Below are 25,271 nucleotides of genomic sequence, written 5' to 3' on the forward strand. Positions count from 1 at the left end.
CCCGGACAAGGCCCCGGGCCCCGGGCCCATGGGGATGGCGGGAATACGGTGTACGAGGGGCCGGTTGTCGCCCCTCGTACGACGCAGTGCACCACTGCCGACACACCGACGCGACGACGTGAGGGAACGACCAGACGTGAACCAGGTCCCGGCCATCAAGCTCAACAACGGCACGCTCATGCCCCAGCTCGGCTACGGCGTCTGGCAGGTGCCGGACGCGGAGGCGGAGCGTGCTGTCGGCACCGCCCTGGAGGCCGGTTACCGCAGCATCGACACGGCTGCCATCTACGGCAACGAGGCCGGCACGGGCAAGGCCGTCGCCGCCTCCGGGCTGCCGCGCGAGGAACTGTTCGTCACGACCAAGCTGTGGAACGGCCCGAAGCAGCGGTGGGGGCGCGACGCGGTGCTGCGTGCCTTCGACGACTCCCTCTCCAAGCTGGGCCTGGACCACGTCGACCTGTACCTGATCCACTGGCCGCGCCCGATGCGCGACGACTTCGTCTCCATCTGGAAGACCTTCGAGGAGATCGCGGCGAGCGGCCGCGCCAGGGCGGTCGGCGTGTCGAACTTCCGCCCGGCCGACCTGGAGCGCCTCGCCGCCGAGAGCGCGCTGGTGCCGGCCGTGAACCAGGTCGAGCTGCACCCGCTCTTCCCGCAGGCCGAGCTGCGCGCCGTGCACGCCGACCGCGGGATCGCCACCGAGGCCTGGTCCCCGCTGGGCCAGGGCAAGGAACTCCTCACTCTCCCGGCCGTTGCGGCGATCGCCGCCGCCCACGACCGCAGCGCCGCGCAGGTGGTGCTGCGCTGGCACCTGCAGCACGGGAACATCGTCATCCCGAAGTCCGTGACCCCCGCGCGCATCCGGGAGAACCTGGACGTCTTCGACTTCGAGCTGGGCGCCTGCGACATGGCCGCACTGGACGCCTTGGGCGCGGGGGCGGCGGGCCGCAGGATCGGGCCCGACCCGGCCGAATTCGACGTGTGAGGACGGCCGGGTGAACCTTTCCGAAGGGCTCTACCGGATCCGCAACGTGGACAGCGGGCTGGTGCTCCAGCTGGAGGGAGCCTCCCGGGTGCGCGTCGGCCCGGACGGGCCGCCCGCGCCGGAGGCCGCCCGGCGCTGGCGGATCGCGCCGGTGCACAGCGGCGGCGGGGTCTTCCATGTGGTGAGCGAGGACAACGAACGGCGCCTGGACGTCGCGAACGCGTCGACGGACAGCGGCGCCCGGGTGCAGGTGTGGCGGGCCAACGCCTTCGGGGCGCAGGAGTGGATCGTCGAGGAACACCTCGACGATCCCGGCGTGGTGTCCCTGATCGCGTGCATCAGCGGCCTGTCGCTGGAGGCCGACGGGGAGGGCCGGGCCCGGCAGGTCGAGGACACCGACTCCCCGTCCCAGTGGTGGCGGCTGGAACCGGTGTGACCACGCCCGCGGCGCGGCGGGGCCACGCTCCCCGGCTTCGTGCGGCGCCTCGCATGGGGATTCGTGCGGCGTCCCGCGCGCAGCCTGGTACGGGGCGCCGCGCGGAGCCTCGTACAGGGCCCGCGCGGAGCTTCGTACGCCGCCCGCGCGGAGCTTCGTCCGCGTCCGCGCGGCGTTTCCTACGCGTCTGCGTCTGCGTCAGACGCGTATGAAGCTGCGCAGCCGGTACGTCGGCTCCGCGCGCGGGACGTCCTGGTCCGGCAGGAGCTCCAGCCGGGCCGCCAGCTCCCGCGCGGTGATGCCGCGCGGGACGATGCGGGAGGCGTACCGGCCCGCGAGCAGCGCCTCGGCGGAACCGCGTGGGGTGCGGCCCTGGCCGTGACCGGTGAAGCGGGCCTCGCCGGCCGGGCGCAGGCCCGCCCGCGCCGCGTACGCCTCGACCTCGCCGGAGGCGTCCGAGGGGGTCGGGGTCAGGTGCGCGGCGAACACGGCGTCGATGTCGCTGCCGACGTCGTGCGCGGAGTCCTTGTCCACGGTGGCGACGAAGGCCCCGCCGGGGCGCAGCACCCGCCCCACCTCGGCGATCACCGCCGGCACCAGTCCCGGCTCCCGCAGCAGGTGCAGCAGCCACACCGCGCTCACCGCGTCCAGCGAGCCCGACCTCACCGGCAGCCGGGCCGCGTCGGCGAGGGTCACCGGGACGCCGCGCCGCAACGCCGTCGAGGCCATGCCGTGGGAGGCGTCCGCGCCCAGGACCTGCAGGCCGGGGCGGTTCAGCCGGGTGGTGACGATGCCCGTGCCGCAGCCGAGGTCGAGGAGGGTGCCCGCATCCGCCGGGAGCAGCCCGAGGACGGCTCCGGCGGCGGCGTCGGCGCGCGGGGCGCCGCCGCGGGAGGCGTCGTAGGCCCCGGCCTCGGCGTCGTAGTCGAGCAGGGTCCTCACGGCCCGTATGTGCGTGGTCATCAGCTCGCGCCGTGGGCCGGGGCCAGGGCTTCGACGCGTTCGGCGAGCGCGAAGTCGGATTCCGTCACCACGCCGCCGGCGTCGTGGCTGTTCACGGACAGGCGGACCGTGTTGTAGCCGAGCGTCAGGTCCGAGTGGTGGTTCAACTCCTCCTGGACCGTGGCGATATGGACGACCAGGGCGCTCGCGGCGATGTGCGAGCCCAATCGGTAGGTGCGGAAGATCCGGTCGTCCTCGAAGGCCCAGCCGGGGAGTTCCCGCAACCGGTCCTCGATCTCCTTCTGGGACAGCGGCTCACTCGGCATGCACCGGCTCCTTTATCCGTGACGTGTAGTCAAGGTTCCCACAGTGCACGCGGGAACGAACCTTTCGCGCCATAGTGCGCTCGGGTACTTCTGCACCTTCCCCGCCCCTCGCGCCCCGCCCTATGCTCCTGCGCCGGACGTGACTGTTACCAGCGGTAACGAGGGGGCTTTCGCCATGGCGGGCAGAGCAGGTTCCAGGCGTACGTTCATCGCGGGCGCCGGCGCGGGTGCGGCGGCGACCGTCGGCGCCCTGGCGGGCGCGGCAACGACGACCCCGGCGGCGGCTGCGGAGGCGGCCAAGGCGGCGGCGACCGCGACACCGCCGAACGGCCGCCGCGTGGCCGTGCTCGGCGGCGGGGTGGCCGGGCTGACCGCGGCGCACGAACTCATCGAGCGCGGCTACGCCGTCACCGTCTACGAGCGCCGGGCGCTCGGCGGCAAGGCGCGCAGCATGGACGTGCCCGGCAGCGCCCGCGGCGGCCGCAGGCCGCTGCCCGCCGAGCACGGTTTCCGCTTCATCCCGGGCATCTACCACAACCTGCCGGACACGATGCGGCGCATCCCCTTCCCCGGGAACGCCAACGGCGTGTGGGACAACCTCGTCGCACCGCGCGAGATGATGTTCGCCCGCGCGGCCGGGCGCGAGGACCTGCGCGCGCCCATCCCCTGGCCCGGCCACTCCCCCGCCGAGCTGACGCCGGAGGATCTCCGGCGCGCCCTGACGGGCATCCTGCAGACGCTGGTCCGGCTCCCGCTGCACGAGACGGCGTACTTCGTCGACCGCGTGCTCGTCTTCCTGACCAGCTGCGACGAGCGGCGAAACGAGGTCTGGGAGCACACCCCGTGGTGGGACTTCGTGCGCGCCGCGCGGATGTCGAACGAGTATCAGCGCATCCTCGCCGTCGGCATCACCCGCAACATCGTGGCGACCAAGGCCGAGGAGGCCTCCACCCGTACGGTCGGCGCCCTCGGCGAGGCGTTCGTCTTCAACCTGCTGGGGCGAGGGGCGGACGGCCCGCCGGACCGGATCCTGAACCTGCCGACGAACGAGGCCTGGATCGACCCGTGGGAGGCTCATCTACGCGCCTTGGGCGTGGAGTTCAGGATCGGGTGGACCGTACGGGAGGTGCAGTACGGGAGCGGTCGGGTGAGCGGGGTCGCCGTCGAGGGCCCGGACGGCGTCCGCCAGACGGTCACCGCGGACCACTATGTGAGCGCGATGCCCGTGGAACACGCCCGCCGTACCTGGAGCGCGGGGCTGCGGGCCGCCGATCCGATGCTGGGGCGGTGCGACAGGCTGGAGACCGACTGGATGACCGGCATCCAGTTCTATCTGACCGAGCGGGCACCGCTGGTGCACGGCCACCTCAACTGCATCGACTCGGCCTGGTCGTTGACGGCGATCCAGCAGGCGGAGCACTGGCCGTCACGCGACTTCCCCGCCGACTACGGCGACGGCGCGGCGGTCGACTGCCTGTCGGTGGACATCTCGGAGTGGGACAAGCCGGGCATCCTGTACGGGAAGACGGCCAAGCAGTGCACCCGCGAGGAGGTGGCGCGCGAGGTGTGGGCGCAGTTGAAGGCCTCCCTCAACGACACCGGCAAGACCCTGCTGTCCGACTCCAAGCTGCACTCCTGGTTCCTGGACCCCGGTGTGGACGGGCTCGGCACCCCGAACCCCACCAACCAGGACGAGTTGCTGATCCACCCGGTCGGCACCTTCCACAACCGGCCGACCGCGGGAACCCGCATTCCGAACTTCTTCCTCAGCGGGGACTACGTCGCGGTCGACATCGACCTGGCGACGATGGAGGGCGCCAACGCCTCCGCCCGTTCGGCTGTCAACTCCCTTCTGGACAGGGACGGTTCGAAGGCCGCGCGGTGCACGGTCAAGCCGATGTACCGGGCGCCGGAGATGGAGTCCGCCAAACGGCACGACCTGTGGCGCTACCGTCTCGGCCTGCGGAACGTCTTCGACCTCGGCTGATCCGGGCGCGCGCACCCTCGGCTACCGTCGTGAGCATGACCACCACGACAGTCACGGTCGGCGCCCTGCTCCGGACATGGCGGGAGCGGCGCGGCATCAGCCAGCTGGAGCTGGCGGGCCGCGCCGACTCCTCGTCCCGGCACATCAGCTTCATCGAGACCGGGCGGTCACGGCCGAGCGAGGAGATGGTGCTGAGGCTGGCCGATCGCCTCGACGTGCCGGTCCGCGAGCGCAACGCCCTGCTGCTGGCGGCGGGTTACGCCCCCCACTACGCGCAGACCGCTCTGGACGACCCGTCGATGGAGACGCTGCGCGAGGGCATCCAGCGACTGCTGACGGGCTACGAGCCGTATCCCGCGCTGGTCGTGGACGCCACCTACAACGTGGTCGCCGCCAACCAGGGCATCGCGATGCTGCTGGACGGACTGCCGGAGCACCTGCTGACCCCGCCGCTGAACGCCATGCGGATCACCCTGCACCCCGAGGGTCTGGCTCCGAAGATCCACAACCTCAGGGAGTGGCGCGGACACCTGCTGGCCCAGATGGAGCGCCAGATCGCGCTGGCCCGCTCCGAGCCGCTCCGTGCGCTGTACGAGGAGGTGTCGTCCTACCCGGTTCCCGAGCGCCCGGGCGACGGAGCACCGGACGAGCCAGTCCCGTACATCGCACTGCCGCTGGTCATCGAGCACGACGGCCACCGGCTGTCGTTCGTGTCGTCCATCGCGACCTTCAACACGCCGATGGACGTGACCGTCGCCGAGCTGGCCATCGAGACGATGCTCCCGGCCGACCCGGCGACGGTGAAGTACCTGCGCTCACTTCGCGACTGAACGCAGGGCGAGCTGCTGGAGCAGGGCGAAGCCGGCGACGGTCAGGGCCTGCGCCGGGATCCACACGGTCCCGGCGACGGTGGGCGTGAACCAGACCGCGAGCGCGACCAGACTCAGGGCCGCCCAGGCGTAGTTGGTTTCGATCACGAGCTTCACGCCGAAGGCCGGCGGCTGCGGCCGGGCGGCGAGGAGACCGACGGCGGCCCCGTACACGAGGAGCAGCACCCCGAGCGAGAGCAGCAGCCCCTGTCCGACCCCGAGCAACCGCTCCAGCGGGGCGGAGAAGGCGATGTACGCGAGTCCGTTGCCGGTGGTGACCACGGAGTCCAGGGCGAGGAAACGACGCAGCACGGCCTGCGGGACGCTGGTACGGGCGATGCTGCCGAGCAGGGTTGCGGACATGGGGAATCAGCCTCCATCGAGGTCGAACGACGGGGTGGAACGACGGGGTGGAACACGGATCCCGGAGCCGAGTGCGCGGCCCCGGAACCCGATGCCCCCACTGTGCCGCGCTCCCTGCGAGGGAGCGATTACCCCGGAGGTAACGGGAATCGCCCGGGGACGCGCCCCCACTGGGCCACCGCTGCCCGTTCCCGCTGTCGTCCTTCCACCCCACTCCACACAGATCCACTCCCGGACTGCCTCCAGCGGCTCCCGATGGCTCCCCCGCCCGCGTCATCCCGCTCAACCTGCCGCTGAGGAACTCGAGCCCCCACCCCCGGCAGCCCGACGTGACCGAGCACCCGGTGGTCTCCATCGGACGTCTCCGGTGCCCCGGGTCACCTCCGACGGACCGGAGACGGCCCGGCCGATCAGTTCGTTCGGCGGCGAGGCTGCCCGCACTTTCGCTTCAATGTCCACCATGGAACTCCGAGAGAAGTGCCCGTGGGCGGCCGACCACCACAGGGTCGGCACGGCTTCCGCGCGGGGCGAGTGCACCTGGGCGGCTCCGTGCTCCCACCCGGCGGTGTGGAGCGTGCTGGTCAGCAGCGCCGGCGGCGACAGCTGGTGGGCCGCCTGCGCGGATCACGCCGCCGCCTCCCCGGTGCTGTCGCCCGAGGAAGCCACCCACTGAACAAACCGCTCCTTGTCCACGGTCGTCGCCCCCTCGAGCACCAGTTGGGAAAAATCGCCTCGCTGACGCCCCTCGACGAGCGCCGCAAGGCGTTCCGGCTGTTGGTCGCGGTCCTTGCCATCGCCGACGGGCGGCGGCGCGAGCGGTTCTGCTCCGGCGGGTGCGGTCACTGGTGGCACGGGCTGCCGCCCTCGGCCAGGACCTCGAGCACCGTGGTGACCAGGTCGTACGACTCGCCCTCCGGCGCCAGCACGAGGGACAGGTGCTCGCGCGCGGTTGCGGCGTCCCGCCAGAGCAGCGTTGCAGGGGTGGTGCAGCCGAAGTTGCCGTGCAGGCAGTCGACGAGGGCGTCCAGGCAGCCGCCGAAGTAGCCGCCCGGCCCGTCGACGGCCTCGCCGAGCGCCAGAAGGCCCCGGGTGCTGTCCGGGGCTCTCCGCATCCTCCAGGAGCCAGGCGTCGAGCGTCCTGTCCTCCGGCACCAGCCTTCAGTGCGGTCAACGACGGCAGCGCGACCATCGCGTGCCGGCCCATGCGTGCGAGGCCCCGCGCCGCCCCGCCTCGTCTCGCCGGGCTCGTCCGGGCCGATCAGGTGCGGCCCCGCCTGGCGTGCGAGCCATCCGGCCCGTTCGGTGTCCCGATGCCGCAGGGGCTGAAGCCCGAGTGGTGCGTCGCCGGGATCTGGCGGTGGACGTCGCGGAAGCCGACGGCGATCTGTGACGTTTCTGCGGTGAATTTCTGCCCCCGGGTGGGTGAGCGCGCAGGACCAGCCCTGTTCGCCCCAGGCCGGGGGGCGCTACAAACCGCGCGTGATCCATAACCTGGTACGGAGCTTCTCCGCACTCCTCCTCGCCTTCATGCCGCTGCTTCCCGCCGCTACCGCGTCGGCAGCCGTCGACCGGCACAAGGCCTCGGGCCCCGACCCCATCGTCTTCGTGCACGGCTGGAACCCCGACGCCTCTCCCTGGCAGTCCATGGCCGCCCGCTTCCAGACCGACGGATGGCCGGCCGGCCATCTCGACCAGTGGAGCTACGACGCCACGCAGTCCAACGCCACGACCGCCGCGCACCTTGCCGACGAGATCGAGCGCGTCCTGACCCGTACGGGCGCCGCAAAGGTCGACGTCATCACCCACTCGATGGGCGCGCTGTCCTCCCGCCACTACCTCAAGCACCTTGGAGGCGCAGCCAAGGTCGATGCGTGGGTCTCCCTGGCGGGGCCCAACCACGGCACCGAGACCGCACGCTGGTGCGGCGGCGCTCCCTGCGTCGAGATGCGGCCGGGCTCCGGTTTCCTCACGAACCTGAACTCCGGTGACGAGACCCCCGGCACCACGCGGTACGCCACTTGGCGCTCACCCTGCGACAGCGTCATCAACCCCACCGACAGCGTCGCGCTGGCCGGAGCACTCAACAGCACCACCGCCTGCCTCGGCCACAGCGGCCTGCGCACCGACGGAGCCGTTTACGACGAGGTCAGGGAACACGTCCGATAGGTGCCGCCCGCCCTGCACTTCCCCGGCCCTTGCCCCCTGACCCCTGCCCCCTGCCCAGGCGTGCTGGCCGATTCCTTCTCGCGCGCCTGTTCGGGATTCATGGACACGGTGAACGCGGGCAGCGGCGTGGGCAGGGGAAGGGTTCCCTGGGAACGGCTGGGCGCCGCCGCCTGGTCGGCTGAGAGGAAGGATGCTTCTGTGTCGAAGGTCGAAGAGTCCATCGAGGTCGACGTCCCCGTACGTACGGCCTACAACCAGTGGACGCAGTTCGAATCGTTCCCTCACTTCATGGAGGGAGTGGAGCGCATCGAGCAGCGCACCGACACGCTCACCCGCTGGGTTACCAGGTTCGGTGGGGTCTACCGCGAGTTCGACGCGCAGATCACCGAGCAGATCCCCGACGAGCGCGTCGCCTGGACCACCGTCGGGGGCGAGGTCGAGCAGGCCGGCGTGGTCACCTTCCACCACCTGGCCGACAACAAGTCGAAGGTGATGCTCCAGCTCGACTACGACCCCGATGGCTTCGCCGAGAACGTCGGCGACAAGCTCGGCTTCGTCAAGCGGCAGATCACCGGAGACCTGAAACGGTTCAAGGAGTACATCGAGGACCGCGGCTGCGAGACCGGAGCCTGGCGCGGCAAGGTCTGACCCTCGGGATCCCCGCCTCGTCCGGGTGAACCCGGGCCGGCGGGGAACCTTCTTCCTGCCTCCGGTCCGGGGACGCTGCGAGAGTGGGTGATCCCCCGAGGCAGGACCGCTGGAGCCCGGGATGGGACGCCGAGCCCGGGCTCCGTCACCGGCAGCCCGGCAGCGCCCAGCCCGGCAGCCCGGCAGCCCGGCTGCCCGACAGCGGATTCGAACTGCCCAGACGCCAGTCACCAGTTGGCGGCCAGGCGGACGGTCACACATCCGCCCCCTACGGGGCCCGGGCGCAGTAGCGCCTCGGGGGCGGGACCGCCGAAGCATGCCAACCCTTTTTGAGCTGTACGGCAGGAAACGTTGGGGTTCCCCTGGTTCGGTCAAGGGCGGGAGGCTAGGCTTCACGCAGCCCGTCAACTCGAACGTCTTGTCGACATATGGAGATTCCGCCGGTGCGAGACGCCGTCCGACCCGACCTCGCCGCGATCTGGCGTCGCGTCGAGGCGCTGTCGGAGCGGAGCGGTCAAGACCCGGCCGTGGTGCTGTCGGTGGAGCGGCTGAGTCACCTTTCCGGCGTCGAACCCTCGCGCATACCGCAGGTGGTGGCGGGCACCGCCGTCGAGGCTCCGCTGGAGCAGCGCGTGCACCAGCGCTTCCAGCGGCTGCGCGCCACCCGGCGCGACAAACACGGCCGGGAATGGCCGCTCGCGGCCATCGCCGACGACTTCGACGCCCCAGGCGCCTCCCTCGGCCCCCTCAACGCGGGCACCGGCCTGCCCCGGATGGGCCACGCGGCGGGCGTGCAACGGTTCTTCGGCGTCTACGCCGGCTTCCTCCTCGCCGACAGCAAGAGCGCGGTGGAGCGGGCTCTCGCCCTGTCGGCCACCACCGTCTCGGACGGCCGGGACGACCTGGAGCACCTGTCGCATCTCACCGGCATCACTCCCCAGGCCATCCGGCTCACCCTCGACGGCAGACCACCTCACATCCCTCTCAAGGAGCAGGTGCACCAGCGGTTCGAGCATCTGCGCCGCACCCGCCCGCGGGAGGACGGCCAGCCGCATTCGCTGGCGGCCATCGCCAAATCCTTCGACGCATCGGGGCAGTCGCTGACCCGCCTCGCCCAGGGCGAAGGCCTGCCGAACCTCGCCGCGGCCGCGGGGATCCAGCGCTTCTACGGCGTCGAGGGCGGCTTCCTGCTGGCCGACGACGCCGAAGCGCTCTCCACGGTCCTGGCCGTGATCGAGGGCGAACTGGACTCCGCAGTACGGGAAAGGGAGAACCCGATGCTGGCCGTGATGCGGGCGCACGACGTACGGAACATCGTCACGCGGGCCGGCCGGCTCTCCCCGCGGGGCTGGAAGTCGCTCGCCGACCATCTGGACGATCTGCTCGCACGGGAGGGCCAATTCGGCCGTCCGTCCGGGCCGGCACCCGAGGGCCGGACCGCGGGGGCCCGGACCACCGAAGCCCGGACCGCGGAGGGCCGGACCCCCGACGGTCAGACCACCGACGGTCAGACCACCGAAGCCCGGATCGATTCAGGCCCGACCACCGGCGGTCAGACTGCCGAAGGCCCGGCCGCCCACGGTCAGACCGCCGAAGGTCCCGGCACCGAAAGACCGGCCGTCGAAGGCCCCGGCACTGAAAGACCGGCCACCGCGGGTCACGGCACCGAAAGGCCGGGCGTCGAGGGGGGAGCGCCGTGAGGACCGAGCGGGTGAGGCGACGGCTCGGCGGCGATCTGCTCGCCGGGGCACGCCTGCCGCCGCCCACGTCGACCGGGAGGCCCCCGCGGACATCAGGACCGAGATCCTCGGCCTGTACCTCGGCAGCCTCCTCACACCCCATCTGCCACCACCCCGGGAAGAACAGTTCCCCGAGGCGATCGAGCGCATCAAGACCTCGCTCGGCTGGGGGCGTTGAGTGTCACGCCGGTGACCACCGCCTCGCCCGCCGCCGCACCCCTTGCGCCGATGCCCTCAGCACGGCCCTGACAGAGAGCACGACACGATGACCCAGTCTTCCCCGCCCCGCCACGCCGTCGTCATCGGCGGCAGCATGGCCGGCCTGCTCGCGGCCGCCGTACTGGCCGAGCACGCGACGGTCACGATCATCGACGCCGACACCCTCCCGGACAGCCCGGCGCCGCGCCGTGGACTGCCCCAGGCCCGGCACGTCCACGTCATGTGGTCCGGCGGGGCGCGCGCGATCGAGGACATCCTGCCCGGCATCACCGAGGACTGGACGGCGGCGGGCGCGATCCGCCGCAGCCTCCCCACCGACCTGGTCACCAAGACCGCCGAGGGCTGGATCCCGCGCTTCGCCGAGATGCAGTTCAACATCTCGTGCAGCCGCGACCTCCTCGACTCGGTGGTCCGGGCCCGGGTGACCGCCCTGGACGGCGTGTCCACCCTCCAGCAGAGCCGCGTACGGGGCCTGGAGGGGACGTCGGCCCGGATCACCGGCGTCCGCGTCGACACCCCGGAGGAAGAGGGCAGGTACCTGCCCGCCGACCTCGTGGTCGACGCGAGCGGCCGCGGCTCCCGCGCCCGCACCTGGCTGCAGGAGCTCGGCGTGAGCGGCATCCGGCAGGCCGAGGTCGACTCCGGCCTGGTCTACGCGACCCGGATCTTCGAGGCGCCCGACGGAGCGCACGCGTCGGGCTTCCCCATAGTCAACGTGCAGTCCGACCCCCGCGTGCCCGTACCGGGCCAGACGGCCACCATCGTGCCCATCGAGAACGGCCAGTGGCAGGCGACCCTGTCCGGCACCCGCGGCGGCCAGCCGACCGGCGACCCCGACGCGTTCATCCCCTTCGCCAAGGGCATCCGGGACCCGATCGTCGGCGAGCTCCTGGAGGGCCGCAAGCCCCTCACGGACGTCGCCGTCACCCAGGGCACCGCCAACCGCCGGATCTACTTCGAGAAGGTCGACCTGCCCGACGGCTTCTTCGCCGTCGGCGACTCGGTCGCCACCTTCAATCCGCTGTACGGACAGGGCATGACCGTCGCCGCCCAGGGGCTGCTGGCCGTGCGCGCCCTGCTCCGGGCCCGGGGACTGTCCCACCCCGCCTTCGGGCGCGAGGCGCAGCGCGCGATCGCCCCGCAGGTGGCCACCGCCTGGGACCTCGCCACATCGCAGGACATCCTCTACCCGGGGGCCACCGGCATGAAGGCGCGGACCGGCGGGGGTCTGCTCAACGCCTATGTGAGCCGGCTGATGACGGGGGCCACCACCCGCAAGGCCCTCACCGCCGCCTTCCTCCAGGTCATCACCATGAGCAGCGCGCCCACCTCCTGGCTGCGGCCGTCGGTGGTCTGGCACGTCCTGCGGGCGTCGGACCGGGGCGCGCTGAAGGCGCCGCCGCTCACGGCTGCCGAGCGCACGGTCGCCGGGCTGGACCAGCGGTCCGATCCGGCCGACCCCGTCGGCCGGGCCCGGTGAGGGACGGCCTCTGAAGGACGACCTCTGAAGGACGACCTCTGAGAGACGGCCTCTGAGAGACGGCCTCATCCGCTGCGTGCCGGGGGCGCTGCTGATCCTGACCCGGCCGGTCACAACGCGACGCCCCGGGCCGAAGGGCCCGGGGCGTGCGCCGTACGCGCGACGGCTCGGCGGGCGTCAGAGCTCCGCGAGGTCCAGCCCGGCCTGCGCGGCGGCCGCCTGGACGGTCTGCTCCAGCAGGACCGCGATGGTCATCGGGCCGACTCCGCCCGGCACCGGCGTGATCAGCGAGGCCCGGGCGGCGGCCGACTCGAAGTGGACGTCGCCCACGTTGCCCTCGTTGTACCCGGCGTCCAGGACCACCGCGCCCGGCTTGATGTCCTCACCCCGGATGAACTCGGCCTTGCCGACAGCGGCGACCAGCACGTCCGCCTGGCGCACGATCGACGGGAGGTCCACGGTGCGGGAGTGGCAGTAGGTGACCGTGGCGTTCTGCTCCAGCAGCAGCATCCCGGCCGGCTTGCCCAGGATCGCGCTGCGCCCGACCACGACGGCGTGCTTGCCGGTCAGGTCCACGTCGTACTCGGCGAGCAGCCGCATGATGCCGCCCGGGGTACAGGAGACGAAGCCCGGCAGCCCGAAGCCCATGGCGGCGAAGGAGTGCATGGTGACCCCGTCGACGTCCTTGCCCGGGGCGATGGCCTCGAAGGCGGCGCGCTCGTCGATGTGGTGCGGGACGGGGTGCTGGAGCAGGATGCCGCTGATCTCCGGGTCCTCGGAGAGCGCGGTGAGGGCGGCCACCAGCTCCTCGGTGGTGGTCTCGGCCGGCAGCTCGACGTGGCGGGAGGTGATCCCGGCCTTGGCGCAGCGGTTCTGCTTCATGCGCACGTACGTGACGGAGGCCGGGTCCTCACCGACCAGCACCGTCGCGAGACAGGGCGCGATGCCGGTGCGTTCGGTGATCTTCGCCGCGGAGGCGGCGGTCTGCTCCGAGATGCGGCGGGCGAGGGCGGTGCCGTCCATCAGCTGAGCACTGGCGGTGGCAGTCTGGGCAGTCGTCACGGGGTCTCCTGAACGTCGCTGCGGATCGCGGTTCGCCCAGGCGCGCGGCAGTCGGCGTACCGGAGGTCCGGGGTACGCCGGGCCGCTCCCCGGTGGTGATCCACCCGAACGCCAGTCACGGCCCGCCGACCACTGTAGTCGACTTATCCACTGGATGAACGGTGCCCGACCTGGGACGATCGGTGCATGACGCGCACTTTCGACCATCTTGTCGCGGAGGCCGAATCCGTATCCGTCGACGGCTGGGACTTCTCGTGGCTCGACGGGCGGGCGACCGAGCAGAGGCCTTCCTGGGGCTACCAGCGGCTGCTGGGCGAGCACCTGGCCCGGGTCCGGTCCGCACTGGACATCCAGACCGGGGGCGGTGAGGTCCTCGCCGGGTCCGGGCCGCTGCCGCCGCTGACGGTGGCGACCGAGTCCTGGCCGCCCAACATCGCGAAGGCGACCCGGCTGCTGCATCCGCTGGGCGCGGCGGTGGTCGCGGACTCCGACGAGCCGCCGCTGCCCTTCGGGGACGAGGCCTTCGAGCTGGTGAGCAGCCGGCACCCGGTGACCATCTGGTGGGAGGAGATCGCGCGGGTGCTGACCCCGGGCGGCACGTACCTCTCGCAGCAGGTCGGTCCGGCGAGCGTCTTCGAGCTCGTCGAGTACTTCCTCGGCCCGCAACCGGAGGAGATCCGGCGCGGCCGGCACCCCGACGACGCGGCCGCCGACGCCGCGAAGGCCGGCCTCGAAGTCCTCGATCTGCGCTCCGAGCGACTGCGTACGGAGTTCCACGACATCGGAGCCGTGATCTACTTTCTACGGAAGGTGATCTGGATGGTGCCCGGCTTCACGGTCGGGCAGTACCGGGACCGGTTGCGCGAGCTGCACGAACAGATCGAACGCGAAGGTCCGTTCGTCGCGCACACCGCCCGCTTCCTCATCGAAGCCCGCAAAACAGGCTGAGGGGAGGGCGGACGGATCCACACCGGATCGGGTTGCGTGGCCACAGCGTGGCGCAGGTCACTCAATTCAGCGCGTAACGAATCGACTCGGGCATGCGATGAACCGACAGGTGTCCTCGTGCGGCCCGGAATACAGACCCCCCTCGGGTCTGTTTCCCGAGTTCGCGCGATGATGTCCCGCCCACCCCATATCTGCTCGCAACGAGAGGCTCCTTGTGTCGCTCAGCCCGTCCCGTACGTTCCCTCCGGAGATCGCCGAATCCGAGGCCCTCGTCGCGCTCGTAGAGCGCGGCCGCGAGCAGGGTCACATCAACGGTGACGACGTGCGCCAGGCCTTCGAGGCCGGCCGCATCCCGGTGGACCAGTGGAAGCGGGTCCTGCGCAGCCTGAACCAGGTCCTGGACGAGGAGGGTGTCGCCCTTCACGTCAGCGCGGCTCCCGCCACCAAGGCTGCCGCCAAGAAGCCCCGCAAGGCTGCCGCCGCCCCGGCCCGCACCGTGGCCAAGAAGGCCCCTGCCGCGCCCCGCCCCATCGGGGCGCGCAAGACCTCGGCCACCGCCGCGGCCACCGCCACCGCTTCGGCGATATCCGCATCGCCGGCGGCCGCGGACGCGGACGAGGCGTCGGCCGAGGCCGTCGCCGAGCCGAAGAAGCGCACGGTCAAGAAGACCGCCGCCAAGAAGACCGCCGTGAAGAAGACCGCCGCGGCGAAGAAGACCAGCGCCAAGGACGGCGACGAGGGTGAGACCCCCGCCGCCGTCGGCGAGGACTGGGCTGCCGAGGACCTCGTGGACGAGGCCGAGGAGGAGACCCCGAAGGTCGGAGGTACCCAGGGCTTCGTCCTGTCCGACGACGACGAGGACGACGCCCCGGCGCAGACGGTCATGGTGGCCGGCGCCACCGCCGACCCGGTCAAGGACTACCTCAAGCTCATCGGCAAGGTACCGCTCCTCAACGCCGAGCAGGAGGTGGAGCTCGCCAAGCGCATCGAGGCGGGCCTGTTCTCCGAGTACAAGCTCGAAGAGGAGGAGGACCACAAGCCGGCCTTCAAGCGCGAGCTGGAGATCCTGGTCGAGGACGGCCGCCGGGCGAAGAACCACCTGCTGGAGGCCAACCTCCGCCTCGTGGTCTCCCTCGCCAAGCGCTACACCGGCCGCGGCATGCTCTTCCTGGACCTGATCCAGGAGGGCAACGTCGGCCTGATCCGCGCCGTGGAGAAGTTCGACTACACCAAGGGCTTCAAGTTCTCCACGTATGCGACCTGGTGGATCCGGCAGGCGATCACGCGTGCCATGGCCGACCAGTCGCGCACCATCCGCATCCCCGTCCACATGGTCGAGATCATCAACAAGCTCGCCCGTGTGCAGCGCCAGATGCTGCAGGACCTCGGCCGGGAGCCCACTCCGGAGGAGCTGGGCAAGGAACTCGACATGACCCCCGAGAAGGTCATCGAGGTCCAGAAGTACGGCCGCGAGCCGATCTCCCTGCACACCCCCCTGGGTGAGGAGGGCGACAGCGAGTTCGGTGACCTCATCGAGGACTCCGAGGCGGTCGTGCCCGCGGACGCGGTCTCCTTCACCTTCCTCCAGGAGCAGCTCCAGTCGATCCTGGGCACGCTCTCCGAGCGCGAGGCGGGCGTGGTCTCCATGCGCTACGGCCTCAACGACGGCCAGCCGAAGACCCTGGACGAGATCGGCCGCGTGTACGGGGTCACCCGTGAGCGCATCCGTCAGATCGAGTCCAAGACCATGTCGAAGCTGCGCCACCCGTCGCGTTCGCAGGTGCTGCGCGACTACCTCGACTAAGCCCTCAGGCCAGTCGGAAGACGGGCCCCCTGGGGGTGAACGGCAGGGAGGCACCCTGCGGAACCAGATACGCGTGCTCGCGCCGGATCCGCAGGGTGTCGCACCACCCGTCCGTGATCACCAGCACCGGGGCCCCGGGCGGGAAGTCCTCCGCCCTCTGCAGCAGGTCGATGCCCGGCTGCAGCACGGTTCCACCGCGCCCGCGCACCTTCACCCGGCCCGCGATCTCGGTCGGCGGCAGATAGCCCGCGTCGTACGGCGCCGCGTCGCAGAAGACGACGCGTGCCGCCGGTACATCGCGGGCTTCCGCGTACGAGGCGATCGCGCCCAGCGCCTTGCCGAGCAGGGCGGCGTTCATCGATCCCGAGGTGTCGAGCACCACACCGAAGGTGCAGCGGGCGATCTCCTCGGGCGGGAAGTGGCGGCCCGCCCGCGGGATGTCCGGGGTCGAGGCCTGTCGGCGGGCCGGGCGCGCGTAGGACCGTACGGCCACGGGCCGCGGCACGTACTCGTCGAACCAGCGGGCGAGCCGGGCGTCCCAGGGCACGGGCGGATGGGCCAGGGCCCGGATCTCCTGGATCAGCCCGGCGGGCAGCAGGCCGCGCTCGCCGGAGGCGTGCAGGTCGAAGCCCTGGACCAGGCCGCGCCGGTAGAACTCGTCCAGATCCGTGTACGGAAGGCTGCCCGCGTGGGGCAGCGGCTCGCCCAGGATGTCCCCGACGCCCTTGCCGCGCAGGGTGGCGAGGCGCCGCATCCGGCGCGCGTCGGTGGTGATGCGGTCGTAGACCTCCTCCACGGACAGGTCCTTCAGCGCCGGGTCGTACAGCAGCCCGGCCGGCATGGAGCCCACGCCCATCTCCACGAGCCAGCCGTTGACCACGTAGTCGGCGGCCACGTTGTGCAGGTACGGGTCCCGGGCGCCGCGGCGCCCGCCGTGACGCAGGGCCGCATGCAGCATCTCGTGGGCCAGGATGAACCGCCATTCCTCGTCCTCGAAGGTGCGCAGGGGGTTGACGTAGATCTCCCCGGCGGTGGCGCTGACGGCGGCGACGGCGATGCCCTGGGAGCGGGCCAGCCCGGCGTCGGCGACGATCTTGAGACCGCTGGCGAGGCCGCCGAGGAGCGGGTACGAGGAGACGAACCAGTTCAGGGCCCGGTCCCACGGGCGCTGGGCCACCCGTTCCCCCGTGGCCCGGTCGCGCCGCCCGCCGGCCACCTCCATGGCGGCGGAGACGCTGCGGGTCAGGGCGTGCGCGAAGGCGGTCTCCCAGTCGGGGACCGTGGTGTTCCACACACGCCAGGTGACCAGGAGCTGGTCGGGCTGGTCGCCCGCGGTGCCGCAGCGCTCGTAGGCGGTGGGGATGCCGTCGCGGCGCCAGCGGGCCGCGAGCAGCTCCTCGTCCCCGCCGGGGTACTCGGCGGGGAGGTCGTCCGGCGGGCGCAGGGACGGCTGGGTCAGCAGGAAGCGGTTGACGACGGCGCAGCGGGCCGCGAGGTCGAAACGGTCGGGTTGCGCGCGGTCCTCCTCGTCCGCGGCCGGGACGTGGCCGAAGCCGAGGTGGAGCAGGGCGTGGCCGAGGGCCCAGGCCCAGGCGCGGGGGTCGGCGCGCAGCCCGGAGCGGACGTGGAGGACGCCGTTGGAGTCCACCGCGACCAGGCCTGCGGCGGGGGTCCCCGGGCACTTGGCCTGCTGGCACACGCTGCCGCCGACGGCGGCGAGGGCTGGATTCCGCTTGATCAGGGCCAGGCCCTCGGCGAAGGCCTGGGCGGCGGGGTCGGGCTGGGCCTTCTTCTGCGGGCGGGGGCGCGACCCGCTCATCGGCGGGCCTCGACCAGGCGCGGCATGTCCCGGGCGGCCTCCACGAGGAACCAGGAGGGCAGCACCGGCAGGCCGTCGGCGTCGTCGGCGATGACGGTCTGCGCCACCTCCACGGAGATCTCTGCGAGCTGGACCAGCAGTGCCTTGGCACGGTAGGCGGTCTGGCGCAGGGCGGGCGAGACGTGCTCACGCTGCGCGGGCAGCTCCTTGACCAGGCGGCCCCGGAAGGCCTCGGCGAGGTAGTAGAGCAGATCGCGGTCGGCGGGACGGGTGGGCCAGGAGGCGTCCCCCTTCATGATCGCCTCGATCCCGAAGCTGTGGCGGACGATCTTGGCGTACCCGCAGAAGGAGACGGCGTGCGCGGGGGTGAGGGTGCCGTGCGCGATCACCTTCAGGGTCTGCTCGTCGAGCTCCGCGCCGAAGGAGTGCAGGGCGTCGGAGAGCATGTGCCAGGAGCGCGGGGTGGAGAACGGCTCCTCGGTCTTCGGCGGCTGCGACCAGAGGTGGTCGGGGCGGTCGGTGAGGTAGTCGGTGACCCAGGGGTGGATGCCGTGCTCGCCCGCCCAGACCAGCCAGTCCCGTGCGGACGCCTGGAGGTGGACGTGGGTGAGGCGGTTGACCAGCGCGGAGGCGATGGGCCGGGCCAGCGCGTTGTCGGTGGCCCGGTTGCCGGCGCCGATGACGATGGAGCCCGCGGGGAGCTCGTAGGACCCGATCCGGCGGTCGAGGATCAGCGAGTAGAAGGCCTTCTGGACGTCCGGGCTCGCGGCGTTGAGCTCGTCGAGGAAGAGGCAGTACGGCTCGTCGCGGGCGATGGCCTGCGGCGGGCAGAAGACGGAGCGGCCGTCTCGGATCTGCGGTACGCCGATCAGGTCCTCGGGGGCGAGCTGCGTACCGAGCAGGCTGACGCACTCCAGGCCCAGCGAGTCGGCGAACTTCCGTACGAGCGAGGACTTGCCGATGCCGGGCGCACCCCAGAGGAACACGGGCCGCACGGTGGCGAGGCCGAGGAGCAGTTCGGGGATCTGGGCGGGGGTGACGGTGACGGCGGCCTGCACGAGCGCGGATGTCCTCAAGGGGTGTCGGTGACGTGGTGCGGCCAGTGTGGCCGCACCACGTACCCCGGAGCATCCGGTTTTACCGGCGGCGCTCACCCTTCGAACGGGATGTGGTCATGCTTCGCTCCCGGGAAGCGGTCACGCTTCGAGCAGGTGCTTGAGCTTCTCCTCGCTCCGCGGCATCTCCTTGCGGATCATGGGCCTGACCACGACCGGGACGAGGGCCCGGCCCATCCCGTGGCCCTCGAAGTCGACGGCGAGGGTGACGCGTGAACGGGCTCCGCCGTCGAGGGGTTCGATGGTGCCCCGCACATCCGGCCGGACCGGCCCCTTGACTCCGTGGAGGTGCCAGCTCCGCGGGGGGTCGAGTTCCGTGTACTCCATCATCGTGGGGATGCTCCGCTTGCCGATGCGGCGGGTGACGACGACCTGCGAACCGACGTGGACGGGGAGCTCGCCCACCGGCACCGCCGCCACAGCGCTGTCCTGCCACTCCGGCAGGTGCGTGAGGTCCGTGATGTACGAGTAGACGTCCTCCGGCGTGCGGTCGATCTCGATACTGTTTCTGATCGTGGACATGGCGACTCCTTGGAGCCCCCCTGACTGTCCTCTGGTTCCACGCTACCGCGCAGGTGGGACGGCGACGCGGTCCTTCTTCGCGGCCATCACCGCGTAGACGAGGACGCCCGCGAAGAGGAACAGCACCCCCTGGTAGACGGCGGCGTGGCCGGAGCCGGCGACCAGCCACATCGAGAAGCCGAAGGCCAGGCAGGCGAGGACGGCGTCGCGGACCAGGCGGCCGGGCCGGACCTGGTCGGACCGGCCCGACGCGAGGAAATAGATCTGCGCGGCGGTCGAGAGCAGGTAGGGGACGGTCGCCGTGAAGGTGGTGACGAGGACCAGGACCTCGAAGACACGCTGCGAGCCCGCGGTGTAGTTGTAGACGGTCAGCGCCGAGGCCAGGGCGACCGTGACGCCCACGCCGACCACGGGGACGCCGCGCTTCCGGGTCTCGAAGACCCGGGGGAAGAGCCCGTCCTTGGCGGCGGCGTACGGGGTCTGTGCGCTGAGCAGGGTCCAGCCGTTGAGCGCGCCGGCCATCGAGATCACCGCGGCGCAGGCGACGAGCGTGCCGCCCCAGGTGCCGCCGAACATGGCGTTGACGGCGTCCGTGAAGGGGGCCTCGGAGGAGACCAGCTTCTCGTGTGCGACCAGGCCGAAGACGGCGAGGGTGCCGAGGAGGTACACGGTGGCCGCGCCCGCGGTGCCCAGGATCGTGGCCCGGCCGACGTTGCGGGCCGGGTCACGGACCTCGCCCGCGCTGACGGCGGCCGACTCGACGCCCAGGTAGCTGAAGAGCAGGATCGCGGCGGAGGCGGAGACGGCGCCGACGGCGCTTTGGTCGGTGGCCTGGAAAGGGCCGAGGTTGGCCGGGTCGAAGAAGAAGAGCCCGCCGACGGCCACGAGCAGCAGCGGGGCGAACTTCAGCACGGTGGAGACCAGTTGGACGGCGCCGACGTACCGGGTGCCGGCCAGGTTGGCGAGCGCCGGGAGCCACTGCAACGCGAGGGCGGCCAGGCACATGGCCCACTTGTGCCCGCCGATGCCGGGCAGGAGCACGGTGAGGTAGCCGACGGCCGCCACCGCGAGCGCCGCGTTGGAGACCCAGGTGGTGATCCAGTAGCTCCAGGCGGCGAGGAAGCCGGCGAAGTCGCCGAAGGCGGCGCGGGCGTAGACGTACGGGCCGCCGGTCTGCGGGTGCCGGTGGGCGAGGCGGCCGAAGACGAGTGCGAGGGCTATCGCGCCCAGGGTGAGCACGCCGAAGGCGACGAGGCTGATGGTGCCGAAGGGGGCCACCGAGGCGGGGAGGAGGAAGATCCCGCCGCCGATGATGTTGCCCATGACCAGGCAGGTCGCGACCGGCAGGCCGAAGCGGCGATCGCCCTGCGGGCGGGGCTCCGCAGTCCTGTGGGTCTCGGTGGGCGGGGCTACGGTGCTGGTCATCGGGGGTGCGCCTCGGGCTGTCTCACATGGTGGGCAGGTCGACACATGGTCGGCCACCGTGCGGGCGGCACCAAATCAGCGGGTTTCGTCCCGTACGGCCGCCCCTCCGGAAGGAAAGATTCCGCCGTGGGCGGCCTCCGGCGGGGAATCCTGCGGCACCGGCAGCGCGGCCCTGCGACCGGCCCCGCCCACGGCGGGCGGCACCGGCGAGGCCACCGGCTCGCCCGGCGGGGCCAAGGGGACCTGGGGCCCGTCCGCCTCGCGCAGCCAGCGGCGCAGTACGCCGTGCACCGCCTCCGCGCCGACCAGCTCGGCCCCCGGGTCCGACAGGTCCACGGGCCACAGCAGGAAGGGGCGGCCCTGCTCCCCGCCCAGGCCGCCGTGTGAGCCGATCTGCTCCTCGAAGGCGTGCACCGAGCCCGTCCCGGGGTCGTACGCCGAGTTCACCATGACGTCGGCCACGTGCGGGAAGCCGTCGGTGCGGCGGACGGCCTCGGCCGCGCCGGGCCCGAAGGGGGCCAGCAGCTCCTCCGCCTCCCCCGGGACGTCGAGGCGGGCCCGCGCCCCGCCCGGGCCCAGCACCACTCCGTCCACCAGCAGGAAGCCCACGCCCGGGTGGTTCGCGAGGGTCGCCAGCAGGGCGGGGTGCTCGCGGTCGATGCGCTCGCGCGAGGCCCGGCCGGGGACGTCCGGGAAGGAGATCAGGGCGAGGTTGCCCGAGGCGAGCACCACCGGGTCGGAGCCCGGCCCCGGCCGGGCCTCCTCGTCCTCCTCCACCGGCCGGTGAAGAGCCGCCAGGACGGCCGCCCGGGCCTCGGCCCCACTGCGCGTGCGGCCCGCCCGGCGGGAGACCGGCAGCCCGCAGCCCGCCCGGACCAGGTCCTTCAGGGTCAGCCCGTACCGGCCGAGGAAGGTCTCCCCCGCGCTCTGGCCGTGGTCCGACAGCAGCACGATCCGGTACTCCCGCGGTGCGTGCTCGGCGACCCGGGCGATCAGCGCGAGGCTCCGGTCGAGGCGCGCCAGCACCCGGTCGGTGTCCCGGCCGCGCGGGCCGGAGTGGTGCGCGACCTCGTCGTAGGCGACCAGGTCGGCGTAGACCGCGGCGCGGCCGGCGAGCATGTCGCCGATCACCGCCGCGACGACCACGTCCCGTTCCACCACGGTCGCGAAGGCCCGGATCAGGGGGTACAGCCCGCCGCGCGCCACCCGCGGCCGGTCCCCGCGGATCCGCGCCCTCAGCGACTGTCCGATCTCCCGGGCCGCCTCGGCGACGAAGGACACGGCCGTGCGGACAGCGTTGGCCGGATCGGAGAAGTAGGCGAAGTAGCCGGCGCGGGACCGGTTCGCCCGGCCCCGCCGCGCCGACACCGAGAGCACGAGCGCCAACTGGTCGGCGCCGCCGCTGAAGAGATTGCCCCGGCTCGCCCCGTCGAGCGCGAGCAGTCCGCCGTCCCCCGTGCGCTCGACGGCGCGCCGCTGGAGCTCCGCGGCGCTGGTGGGCCGGTTGCAGACCACCACCTCGCGGGTGTCCTTCTCGTACCAGCGGAAGGCGGGCACGTCGAAGTTGGAGCCGTGCAGGATGCCGAGCTGGCTGGCTCCGGTCTGGCTCGACCAGTCCGTAAGCCAGGGGGCGAGGCGGTGGCTGCGGTCCAGCCACCCGGCGACGGTGGGCATCAGCGCGCTCTCGCAGGCGTGGCGCAGCACCTCGTGGCCGACCCCGTCGAGCTGGAGGAAGACCAGCCCGGGCGAGGCCGACCGCGGCCGGCCCGCCCGGCCCTGACGGCGGCGGCGCCGGTCGGCGAGCCGGTAGAGCCGGCGCCGGTACGCCTCGTCGTCGCGGACCGCGAGTGCGGTGGAAGTCGCCGACGCCACCGCGGACATCACGGCGGCCACGACCACCGCGGTCTCGGGGGCCGCCTCGCCGCGCCCGGCCGGGGTCAGGCTGAGTGCGATCAGCAGGAGCGAGCCGTTCAGGAAGAAGACGAGCAGCCCGAGGACCAGGGCGGGGACCAGCAGCAGGGCCCGTACGAGCACCGGCCAGACCAGCGCGCTCAGCAGACCGAAGGCCCCGGCGCCCCAGGCGGCGGTCAGCCCGATCTGCGTGACGCTGTCACCGTCGCCGGACTGGAGCCGGAAGTCCGGCAGGATCCCGGCGAGGGCGAGCATCGTGAGGGTGGACACCGCCCAGACGAGGACCACCCGCACCTGGGCGCTGCCCGTGGTCCGCCACCGTCCTCGCCCCACGCCGCCACCTCCCGCGAGCCCGTACCGCCTTCCAGGCTCGCACAGCCGGGCGCCGCCGGCCGGGTGACACGTACGGCGCACAGGTGCGCCGTGGGCAGGTCAGGTGCCGTCGTAGCCCGCGGTCGGCATGGACAGCCGGCGGTGCACCTCGGCCTTCATCGCGGAGGTGTACCGGGGCTCGTCGGCCCCGGCGGTCTCCAGCCGTACGCCGCGCCGCTCGCACTCGGCGGTGAACTCCTCTACGGAGCGCAGGGCGCGGGCCAGCACCCGGTGGTTGGCGGCGACGAAGAGGTCGACCTGTCCGGCGTCGATGTCGGACCAGAGGCCGCAGTGGTCGGCGCGCAGCCCGTAGACGAGGAACTCCTTCGTCACCACGTAGCCGCGGTCGGCGGCCCAGCGCGCGCACATGGCGTGCTGGCCGCGGGTGTCCACGGCGAACGGGTCGGCGTCCAGGTCCTCGAGCGGGGCCAGGCTGGCGATCGCGGCCACGCGCAACTCTTCCATGCCGCCGGACCCTACTCCGATCCGCCGCCGGAGAGGAGGGGCGGAGCGGTTCCGGTTCCCGGCGGATCCACGGGGCAGCCTCTACGCTCGTGAACGGGGCGCGAGGGAGGGAGGTCCGGGTGCCGGTGGAGATCACCTGGTGGGGTCATGCCACGTGCACCGTCGAGGACTCCGGGGTGCGGCTGCTGACGGATCCGCTGTTCGCACGGCGGCTCGCACACCTGCGGCGGCGGCGCGGGGCGATGCCGCCGCCCGAGGCCGCGGTGGCGGACGTGGTGCTGGTGTCGCACCTGCACGCCGATCATCTGCACCTGCCGTCGCTGGCGCGGCTCGCGGCCGGGACGAGGCTGCTGGTGCCGCGCGGGGCACGCCGGGCGGTGCCGGGGCTGGCGCGGGTCGCGGGACTGCGCGGGCTGACGGTGACGGAGGTGGCCCCGGGCGAGGAGGTCGCCGTACGGGACGACGTCCGGGTCCGGGCCGTCAGCGCGCGGCACGACGGTCGGCGGCTGCCGTTCGGGCCGCACCTCGCGCCGGCGCTGGGGTACGTGGTGCAGGGTGCGGCGCGGACCTACTTCGCCGGGGACACCGGGCTGTTCGACACGATGGCCGAGGAGGTCGGGCCGGTGGACGTGGCCCTGCTGCCGGTGGGCGGCTGGGGCCCGTACCTGGGCCCCGGGCACCTGGACGCGGGGCGGGCCGCGCGCGCCCTGGCCCGGCTCGCGCCCGCGGCGGCGGTGCCGGTGCACTACGGGACGTACTGGCCCGTCGGGATGGACGCGGTGCGGCCGCACGAATTCCACGCGCCGGGCGACGAGTTCGAGCGGCTCGCGCGGCGGCTCGCACCGAAGGTGACCGTACGGGTGCCCGGGCACGGTGAGCGGGTGCGGCTGCCGTGACGTGGCGCGAGCTCGCGGCGGGGGCCGGCCAGGTACCGCCGGAGACCACCCAGCAGGCGTTGGGGTACCCGGCGTTGTTCGTGCTGGTGTCGCTGGGCGCCCTGGTGCCGGTGATCCCGACGGGGGCGCTGGTGAGTTCGGCCGCGGTGGTGGCCTTCCACCAACAGGCTTTGCCCTTGGGGGTGTTGCTGGTGTTCGCGGTGTCGGCGCTGGCGGCGTTCACCGGGGACCTGGCGCTGTACTGGCTCGGGCAGCGCGGGGTGCGTTCGCGGGGCGGCTCGCGCTGGCTGGAGGCACTGCGCGGCCGGGCCACGCCGGAGCGGCTGGAACAGGCGCAGACGAAACTGGACGAGCACGGCGTGCTCGTCCTGGTGGTCTCGCGGCTGGTGCCGGCGGGCCGGATCCCGGTGATGCTGGCCTGCCTCCTGGCGCAGATGCCCCTGCGCCGCTTCGCCCGGGGCGACGGACTGGCGTGCCTGGCCTGGGCGGCGACGTACGGCCTGATCGGCATCCTGGGCGGCTCCCTCTTCACCGAGCCCTGGAAGGGAGTGGTCCTGGCCGTCGGCCTGACTCTCCTGATCAGCGCGGCGCCGGCCCTCTGGCGCCGCCTGCGAACCCGGTGGGCGCAGCGGTAAGGCTCGTCTCAACAGATCTGATTCAGGCTTGGTTCGGCGTCCCGCTGCGGCCTGTGCGCGACCGCGAGGGCACCGGAGGGCGGGCCGGCCGGGAGCTGATGCCACGCCAAGAAGGTTGCTTGCGCCACACGTCAGGC

General features: G+C 72.5%; 24 protein-coding genes, 1 pseudogene and 1 riboswitch. Of the genes and pseudogenes, 14 read left to right on the forward strand and 11 right to left on the reverse strand.

What is annotated here, in order from left to right:
* Positions 1-136 precede the first annotated feature (136 nt).
* A complete protein-coding gene (locus ACWGIF_RS03960) occupies positions 137-985 on the forward strand; it encodes an aldo/keto reductase (RefSeq protein ID WP_453490635.1) in 849 nt (282 codons plus the stop codon).
* 10 nt (positions 986-995) lie between these two features.
* Positions 996-1,421 (forward strand): RICIN domain-containing protein, encoded by a 426-nt coding sequence (locus tag ACWGIF_RS03965; protein ID WP_453490638.1) that lies wholly within the window; start codon positions 996-998, stop codon positions 1,419-1,421.
* 198 nt (positions 1,422-1,619) lie between these two features.
* On the opposite strand, the gene ACWGIF_RS03970 is transcribed toward ACWGIF_RS03965, so the two are convergent.
* Together ACWGIF_RS03970 and ACWGIF_RS03975 are read right to left on the reverse strand one after the other, a co-directional pair.
* Entirely contained in the window at positions 1,620-2,384 is a 765-nt protein-coding gene (locus ACWGIF_RS03970; protein WP_453490641.1) for a class I SAM-dependent methyltransferase, read from the reverse strand.
* Positions 2,384-2,689 (reverse strand): 4a-hydroxytetrahydrobiopterin dehydratase, encoded by a 306-nt coding sequence (locus tag ACWGIF_RS03975; protein ID WP_453490644.1) that lies wholly within the window; start codon positions 2,687-2,689, stop codon positions 2,384-2,386. Before ACWGIF_RS03975 ends, ACWGIF_RS03970 begins: the two co-directional genes overlap by 1 nt.
* Positions 2,690-2,864: 175 nt before the next feature.
* Here ACWGIF_RS03975 and ACWGIF_RS03980 point away from each other — a divergent pair, with 175 nt between their 5' ends.
* Together ACWGIF_RS03980 and ACWGIF_RS03985 are read left to right on the forward strand one after the other, a co-directional pair.
* Complete coding sequence (locus tag ACWGIF_RS03980) at positions 2,865-4,676, forward strand: hydroxysqualene dehydroxylase (protein WP_453490647.1); 1,812 nt, start codon at positions 2,865-2,867, stop codon at positions 4,674-4,676.
* Between the two features lie 35 nt (positions 4,677-4,711).
* The gene (locus ACWGIF_RS03985) at positions 4,712-5,506 is read left to right on the forward strand and encodes a helix-turn-helix domain-containing protein (RefSeq protein WP_453490650.1); all 795 of its coding nucleotides are present in this window, start codon (positions 4,712-4,714) and stop codon (positions 5,504-5,506) included.
* Here ACWGIF_RS03985 and ACWGIF_RS03990 read toward each other — a convergent pair.
* Complete coding sequence (locus ACWGIF_RS03990; protein ID WP_453490653.1) at positions 5,492-5,908, reverse strand: hypothetical protein; 417 nt, start codon at positions 5,906-5,908, stop codon at positions 5,492-5,494. The two genes, ACWGIF_RS03985 and ACWGIF_RS03990, sit on opposite strands and share 15 nt — an antisense overlap.
* Positions 5,909-6,368: 460 nt before the next feature.
* On the opposite strand from ACWGIF_RS03990, the gene ACWGIF_RS03995 reads away from it, so the two are divergent.
* Positions 6,369-6,581: a hypothetical protein gene (locus ACWGIF_RS03995; protein WP_453490656.1), complete on the forward strand. Its 213-nt coding sequence runs from the start codon at positions 6,369-6,371 to the stop codon at positions 6,579-6,581.
* Positions 6,515-6,700, forward strand: a pseudogene (locus tag ACWGIF_RS04000) (hypothetical protein); the annotation flags it as partial. The gene ACWGIF_RS03995 and the pseudogene ACWGIF_RS04000, both read left to right, overlap by 67 nt.
* Positions 6,701-6,747: 47 nt before the next feature.
* Here the strand turns inward: ACWGIF_RS04000 and ACWGIF_RS04005 are convergent.
* The gene (locus ACWGIF_RS04005) at positions 6,748-7,020 is read right to left on the reverse strand and encodes a barstar family protein (protein WP_453490659.1); all 273 of its coding nucleotides are present in this window, start codon (positions 7,018-7,020) and stop codon (positions 6,748-6,750) included.
* 415 nt (positions 7,021-7,435) lie between these two features.
* On the opposite strand from ACWGIF_RS04005, the gene ACWGIF_RS04010 reads away from it, so the two are divergent.
* From ACWGIF_RS04010 to ACWGIF_RS04025, 4 genes are all read left to right on the forward strand, one after another.
* On the forward strand, positions 7,436-8,074 hold the full coding sequence (locus ACWGIF_RS04010) for an esterase/lipase family protein (protein WP_453490845.1): 639 nt from the start codon (positions 7,436-7,438) through the stop codon (positions 8,072-8,074).
* Positions 8,075-8,272: 198 nt separating this feature from the next.
* Entirely contained in the window at positions 8,273-8,722 is a 450-nt protein-coding gene (locus tag ACWGIF_RS04015) for an SRPBCC family protein (protein ID WP_453490662.1), read from the forward strand.
* A gap of 443 nt (positions 8,723-9,165) precedes the next feature.
* The gene (locus ACWGIF_RS04020; protein WP_453490665.1) at positions 9,166-10,422 is read left to right on the forward strand and encodes a hypothetical protein; all 1,257 of its coding nucleotides are present in this window, start codon (positions 9,166-9,168) and stop codon (positions 10,420-10,422) included.
* Positions 10,423-10,726: 304 nt separating this feature from the next.
* The gene (locus tag ACWGIF_RS04025; protein ID WP_453490668.1) at positions 10,727-12,160 is read left to right on the forward strand and encodes an NAD(P)/FAD-dependent oxidoreductase; all 1,434 of its coding nucleotides are present in this window, start codon (positions 10,727-10,729) and stop codon (positions 12,158-12,160) included.
* Positions 12,161-12,337: 177 nt separating this feature from the next.
* On the opposite strand, the gene ACWGIF_RS04030 is transcribed toward ACWGIF_RS04025, so the two are convergent.
* Positions 12,338-13,183: a bifunctional 5,10-methylenetetrahydrofolate dehydrogenase/5,10-methenyltetrahydrofolate cyclohydrolase gene (locus ACWGIF_RS04030; RefSeq protein WP_453490848.1), complete on the reverse strand. Its 846-nt coding sequence runs from the start codon at positions 13,181-13,183 to the stop codon at positions 12,338-12,340.
* A gap of 66 nt (positions 13,184-13,249) precedes the next feature.
* Positions 13,250-13,351, reverse strand: a riboswitch (ZMP/ZTP riboswitch).
* A 57-nt stretch (positions 13,352-13,408) separates the two neighbouring features.
* On the opposite strand from ACWGIF_RS04030, the gene ACWGIF_RS04035 reads away from it, so the two are divergent.
* Both ACWGIF_RS04035 and ACWGIF_RS04040 read left to right on the forward strand, forming a co-directional pair.
* On the forward strand, positions 13,409-14,170 hold the full coding sequence (locus ACWGIF_RS04035; RefSeq protein WP_453490671.1) for a methyltransferase domain-containing protein: 762 nt from the start codon (positions 13,409-13,411) through the stop codon (positions 14,168-14,170).
* A gap of 214 nt (positions 14,171-14,384) precedes the next feature.
* A complete protein-coding gene (locus ACWGIF_RS04040) occupies positions 14,385-15,974 on the forward strand; it encodes an RNA polymerase sigma factor (protein WP_453490674.1) in 1,590 nt (529 codons plus the stop codon).
* Between the two features lie 4 nt (positions 15,975-15,978).
* Here ACWGIF_RS04040 and ACWGIF_RS04045 read toward each other — a convergent pair whose 3' ends face one another.
* The 6 genes from ACWGIF_RS04045 to ACWGIF_RS04070 form a co-directional block, all read right to left on the reverse strand.
* Positions 15,979-17,793 (reverse strand): vWA domain-containing protein, encoded by a 1,815-nt coding sequence (locus ACWGIF_RS04045; RefSeq protein WP_453490677.1) that lies wholly within the window; start codon positions 17,791-17,793, stop codon positions 15,979-15,981.
* On the reverse strand, positions 17,790-18,851 hold the full coding sequence (locus ACWGIF_RS04050) for an ATP-binding protein (protein ID WP_453490851.1): 1,062 nt from the start codon (positions 18,849-18,851) through the stop codon (positions 17,790-17,792). Before ACWGIF_RS04050 ends, ACWGIF_RS04045 begins: the two co-directional genes overlap by 4 nt.
* Positions 18,852-18,989: 138 nt before the next feature.
* Positions 18,990-19,430, reverse strand: a complete 441-nt coding sequence (locus ACWGIF_RS04055) for an SRPBCC family protein (protein WP_453490680.1) — start codon at positions 19,428-19,430, stop codon at positions 18,990-18,992.
* A 42-nt stretch (positions 19,431-19,472) separates the two neighbouring features.
* Complete coding sequence (locus tag ACWGIF_RS04060) at positions 19,473-20,855, reverse strand: amino acid permease (RefSeq protein WP_453490683.1); 1,383 nt, start codon at positions 20,853-20,855, stop codon at positions 19,473-19,475.
* Between the two features lie 75 nt (positions 20,856-20,930).
* Positions 20,931-23,099, reverse strand: a complete 2,169-nt coding sequence (locus ACWGIF_RS04065; RefSeq protein WP_453490686.1) for a phage holin family protein — start codon at positions 23,097-23,099, stop codon at positions 20,931-20,933.
* A gap of 99 nt (positions 23,100-23,198) precedes the next feature.
* Positions 23,199-23,603 carry a hypothetical protein gene (locus ACWGIF_RS04070; protein WP_453490689.1) on the reverse strand — a complete coding sequence of 135 codons (405 nt, stop codon included), beginning with the start codon at positions 23,601-23,603 and terminating at the stop codon, positions 23,199-23,201.
* A gap of 119 nt (positions 23,604-23,722) precedes the next feature.
* Between ACWGIF_RS04070 and ACWGIF_RS04075 the strand changes: the two genes are divergently transcribed.
* Together ACWGIF_RS04075 and ACWGIF_RS04080 are read left to right on the forward strand one after the other, a co-directional pair.
* Positions 23,723-24,499, forward strand: a complete 777-nt coding sequence (locus ACWGIF_RS04075) for an MBL fold metallo-hydrolase (RefSeq protein WP_453490692.1) — start codon at positions 23,723-23,725, stop codon at positions 24,497-24,499.
* On the forward strand, positions 24,496-25,134 hold the full coding sequence (locus ACWGIF_RS04080) for a DedA family protein (RefSeq protein ID WP_453490695.1): 639 nt from the start codon (positions 24,496-24,498) through the stop codon (positions 25,132-25,134). The genes ACWGIF_RS04075 and ACWGIF_RS04080 overlap by 4 nt, the downstream gene beginning before the upstream one ends.
* The last annotated feature ends 137 nt before the right edge of the window (positions 25,135-25,271 follow it).

It is taken from the genome of Streptomyces sp. NPDC054849 (assembly GCF_053610945.1).

Excerpts from the sequence above, each read along its gene's own strand:
- ACWGIF_RS03985 (WP_453490650.1), top strand. The coding sequence starts at position 4,712 with ATGACCACCACGACAGTCACGGTCGGCGCCCTGCTCCGGACATGGCGG.
- ACWGIF_RS04005 (WP_453490659.1), bottom strand. The coding sequence starts at position 7,020 with ATGCGGAGAGCCCCGGACAGCACCCGGGGCCTTCTGGCGCTCGGCGAG.
- ACWGIF_RS03990 (WP_453490653.1), bottom strand. The coding sequence starts at position 5,908 with ATGTCCGCAACCCTGCTCGGCAGCATCGCCCGTACCAGCGTCCCGCAG.
- ACWGIF_RS04055 (WP_453490680.1), bottom strand. The coding sequence starts at position 19,430 with ATGTCCACGATCAGAAACAGTATCGAGATCGACCGCACGCCGGAGGAC.
- ACWGIF_RS04045 (WP_453490677.1), bottom strand. The coding sequence starts at position 17,793 with ATGAGCGGGTCGCGCCCCCGCCCGCAGAAGAAGGCCCAGCCCGACCCC.
- ACWGIF_RS03995 (WP_453490656.1), top strand. The coding sequence starts at position 6,369 with ATGGAACTCCGAGAGAAGTGCCCGTGGGCGGCCGACCACCACAGGGTC.
- ACWGIF_RS04060 (WP_453490683.1), bottom strand. The coding sequence starts at position 20,855 with ATGACCAGCACCGTAGCCCCGCCCACCGAGACCCACAGGACTGCGGAG.
- ACWGIF_RS04030 (WP_453490848.1), bottom strand. The coding sequence starts at position 13,183 with ATGGACGGCACCGCCCTCGCCCGCCGCATCTCGGAGCAGACCGCCGCC.
- ACWGIF_RS04025 (WP_453490668.1), top strand. The coding sequence starts at position 10,727 with ATGACCCAGTCTTCCCCGCCCCGCCACGCCGTCGTCATCGGCGGCAGC.
- ACWGIF_RS03970 (WP_453490641.1), bottom strand. The coding sequence starts at position 2,384 with ATGACCACGCACATACGGGCCGTGAGGACCCTGCTCGACTACGACGCC.
- ACWGIF_RS03975 (WP_453490644.1), bottom strand. The coding sequence starts at position 2,689 with ATGCCGAGTGAGCCGCTGTCCCAGAAGGAGATCGAGGACCGGTTGCGG.
- ACWGIF_RS03980 (WP_453490647.1), top strand. The coding sequence starts at position 2,865 with ATGGCGGGCAGAGCAGGTTCCAGGCGTACGTTCATCGCGGGCGCCGGC.
- ACWGIF_RS04070 (WP_453490689.1), bottom strand. The coding sequence starts at position 23,603 with ATGGAAGAGTTGCGCGTGGCCGCGATCGCCAGCCTGGCCCCGCTCGAG.
- ACWGIF_RS04035 (WP_453490671.1), top strand. The coding sequence starts at position 13,409 with ATGACGCGCACTTTCGACCATCTTGTCGCGGAGGCCGAATCCGTATCC.
- ACWGIF_RS04010 (WP_453490845.1), top strand. The coding sequence starts at position 7,436 with ATGCCGCTGCTTCCCGCCGCTACCGCGTCGGCAGCCGTCGACCGGCAC.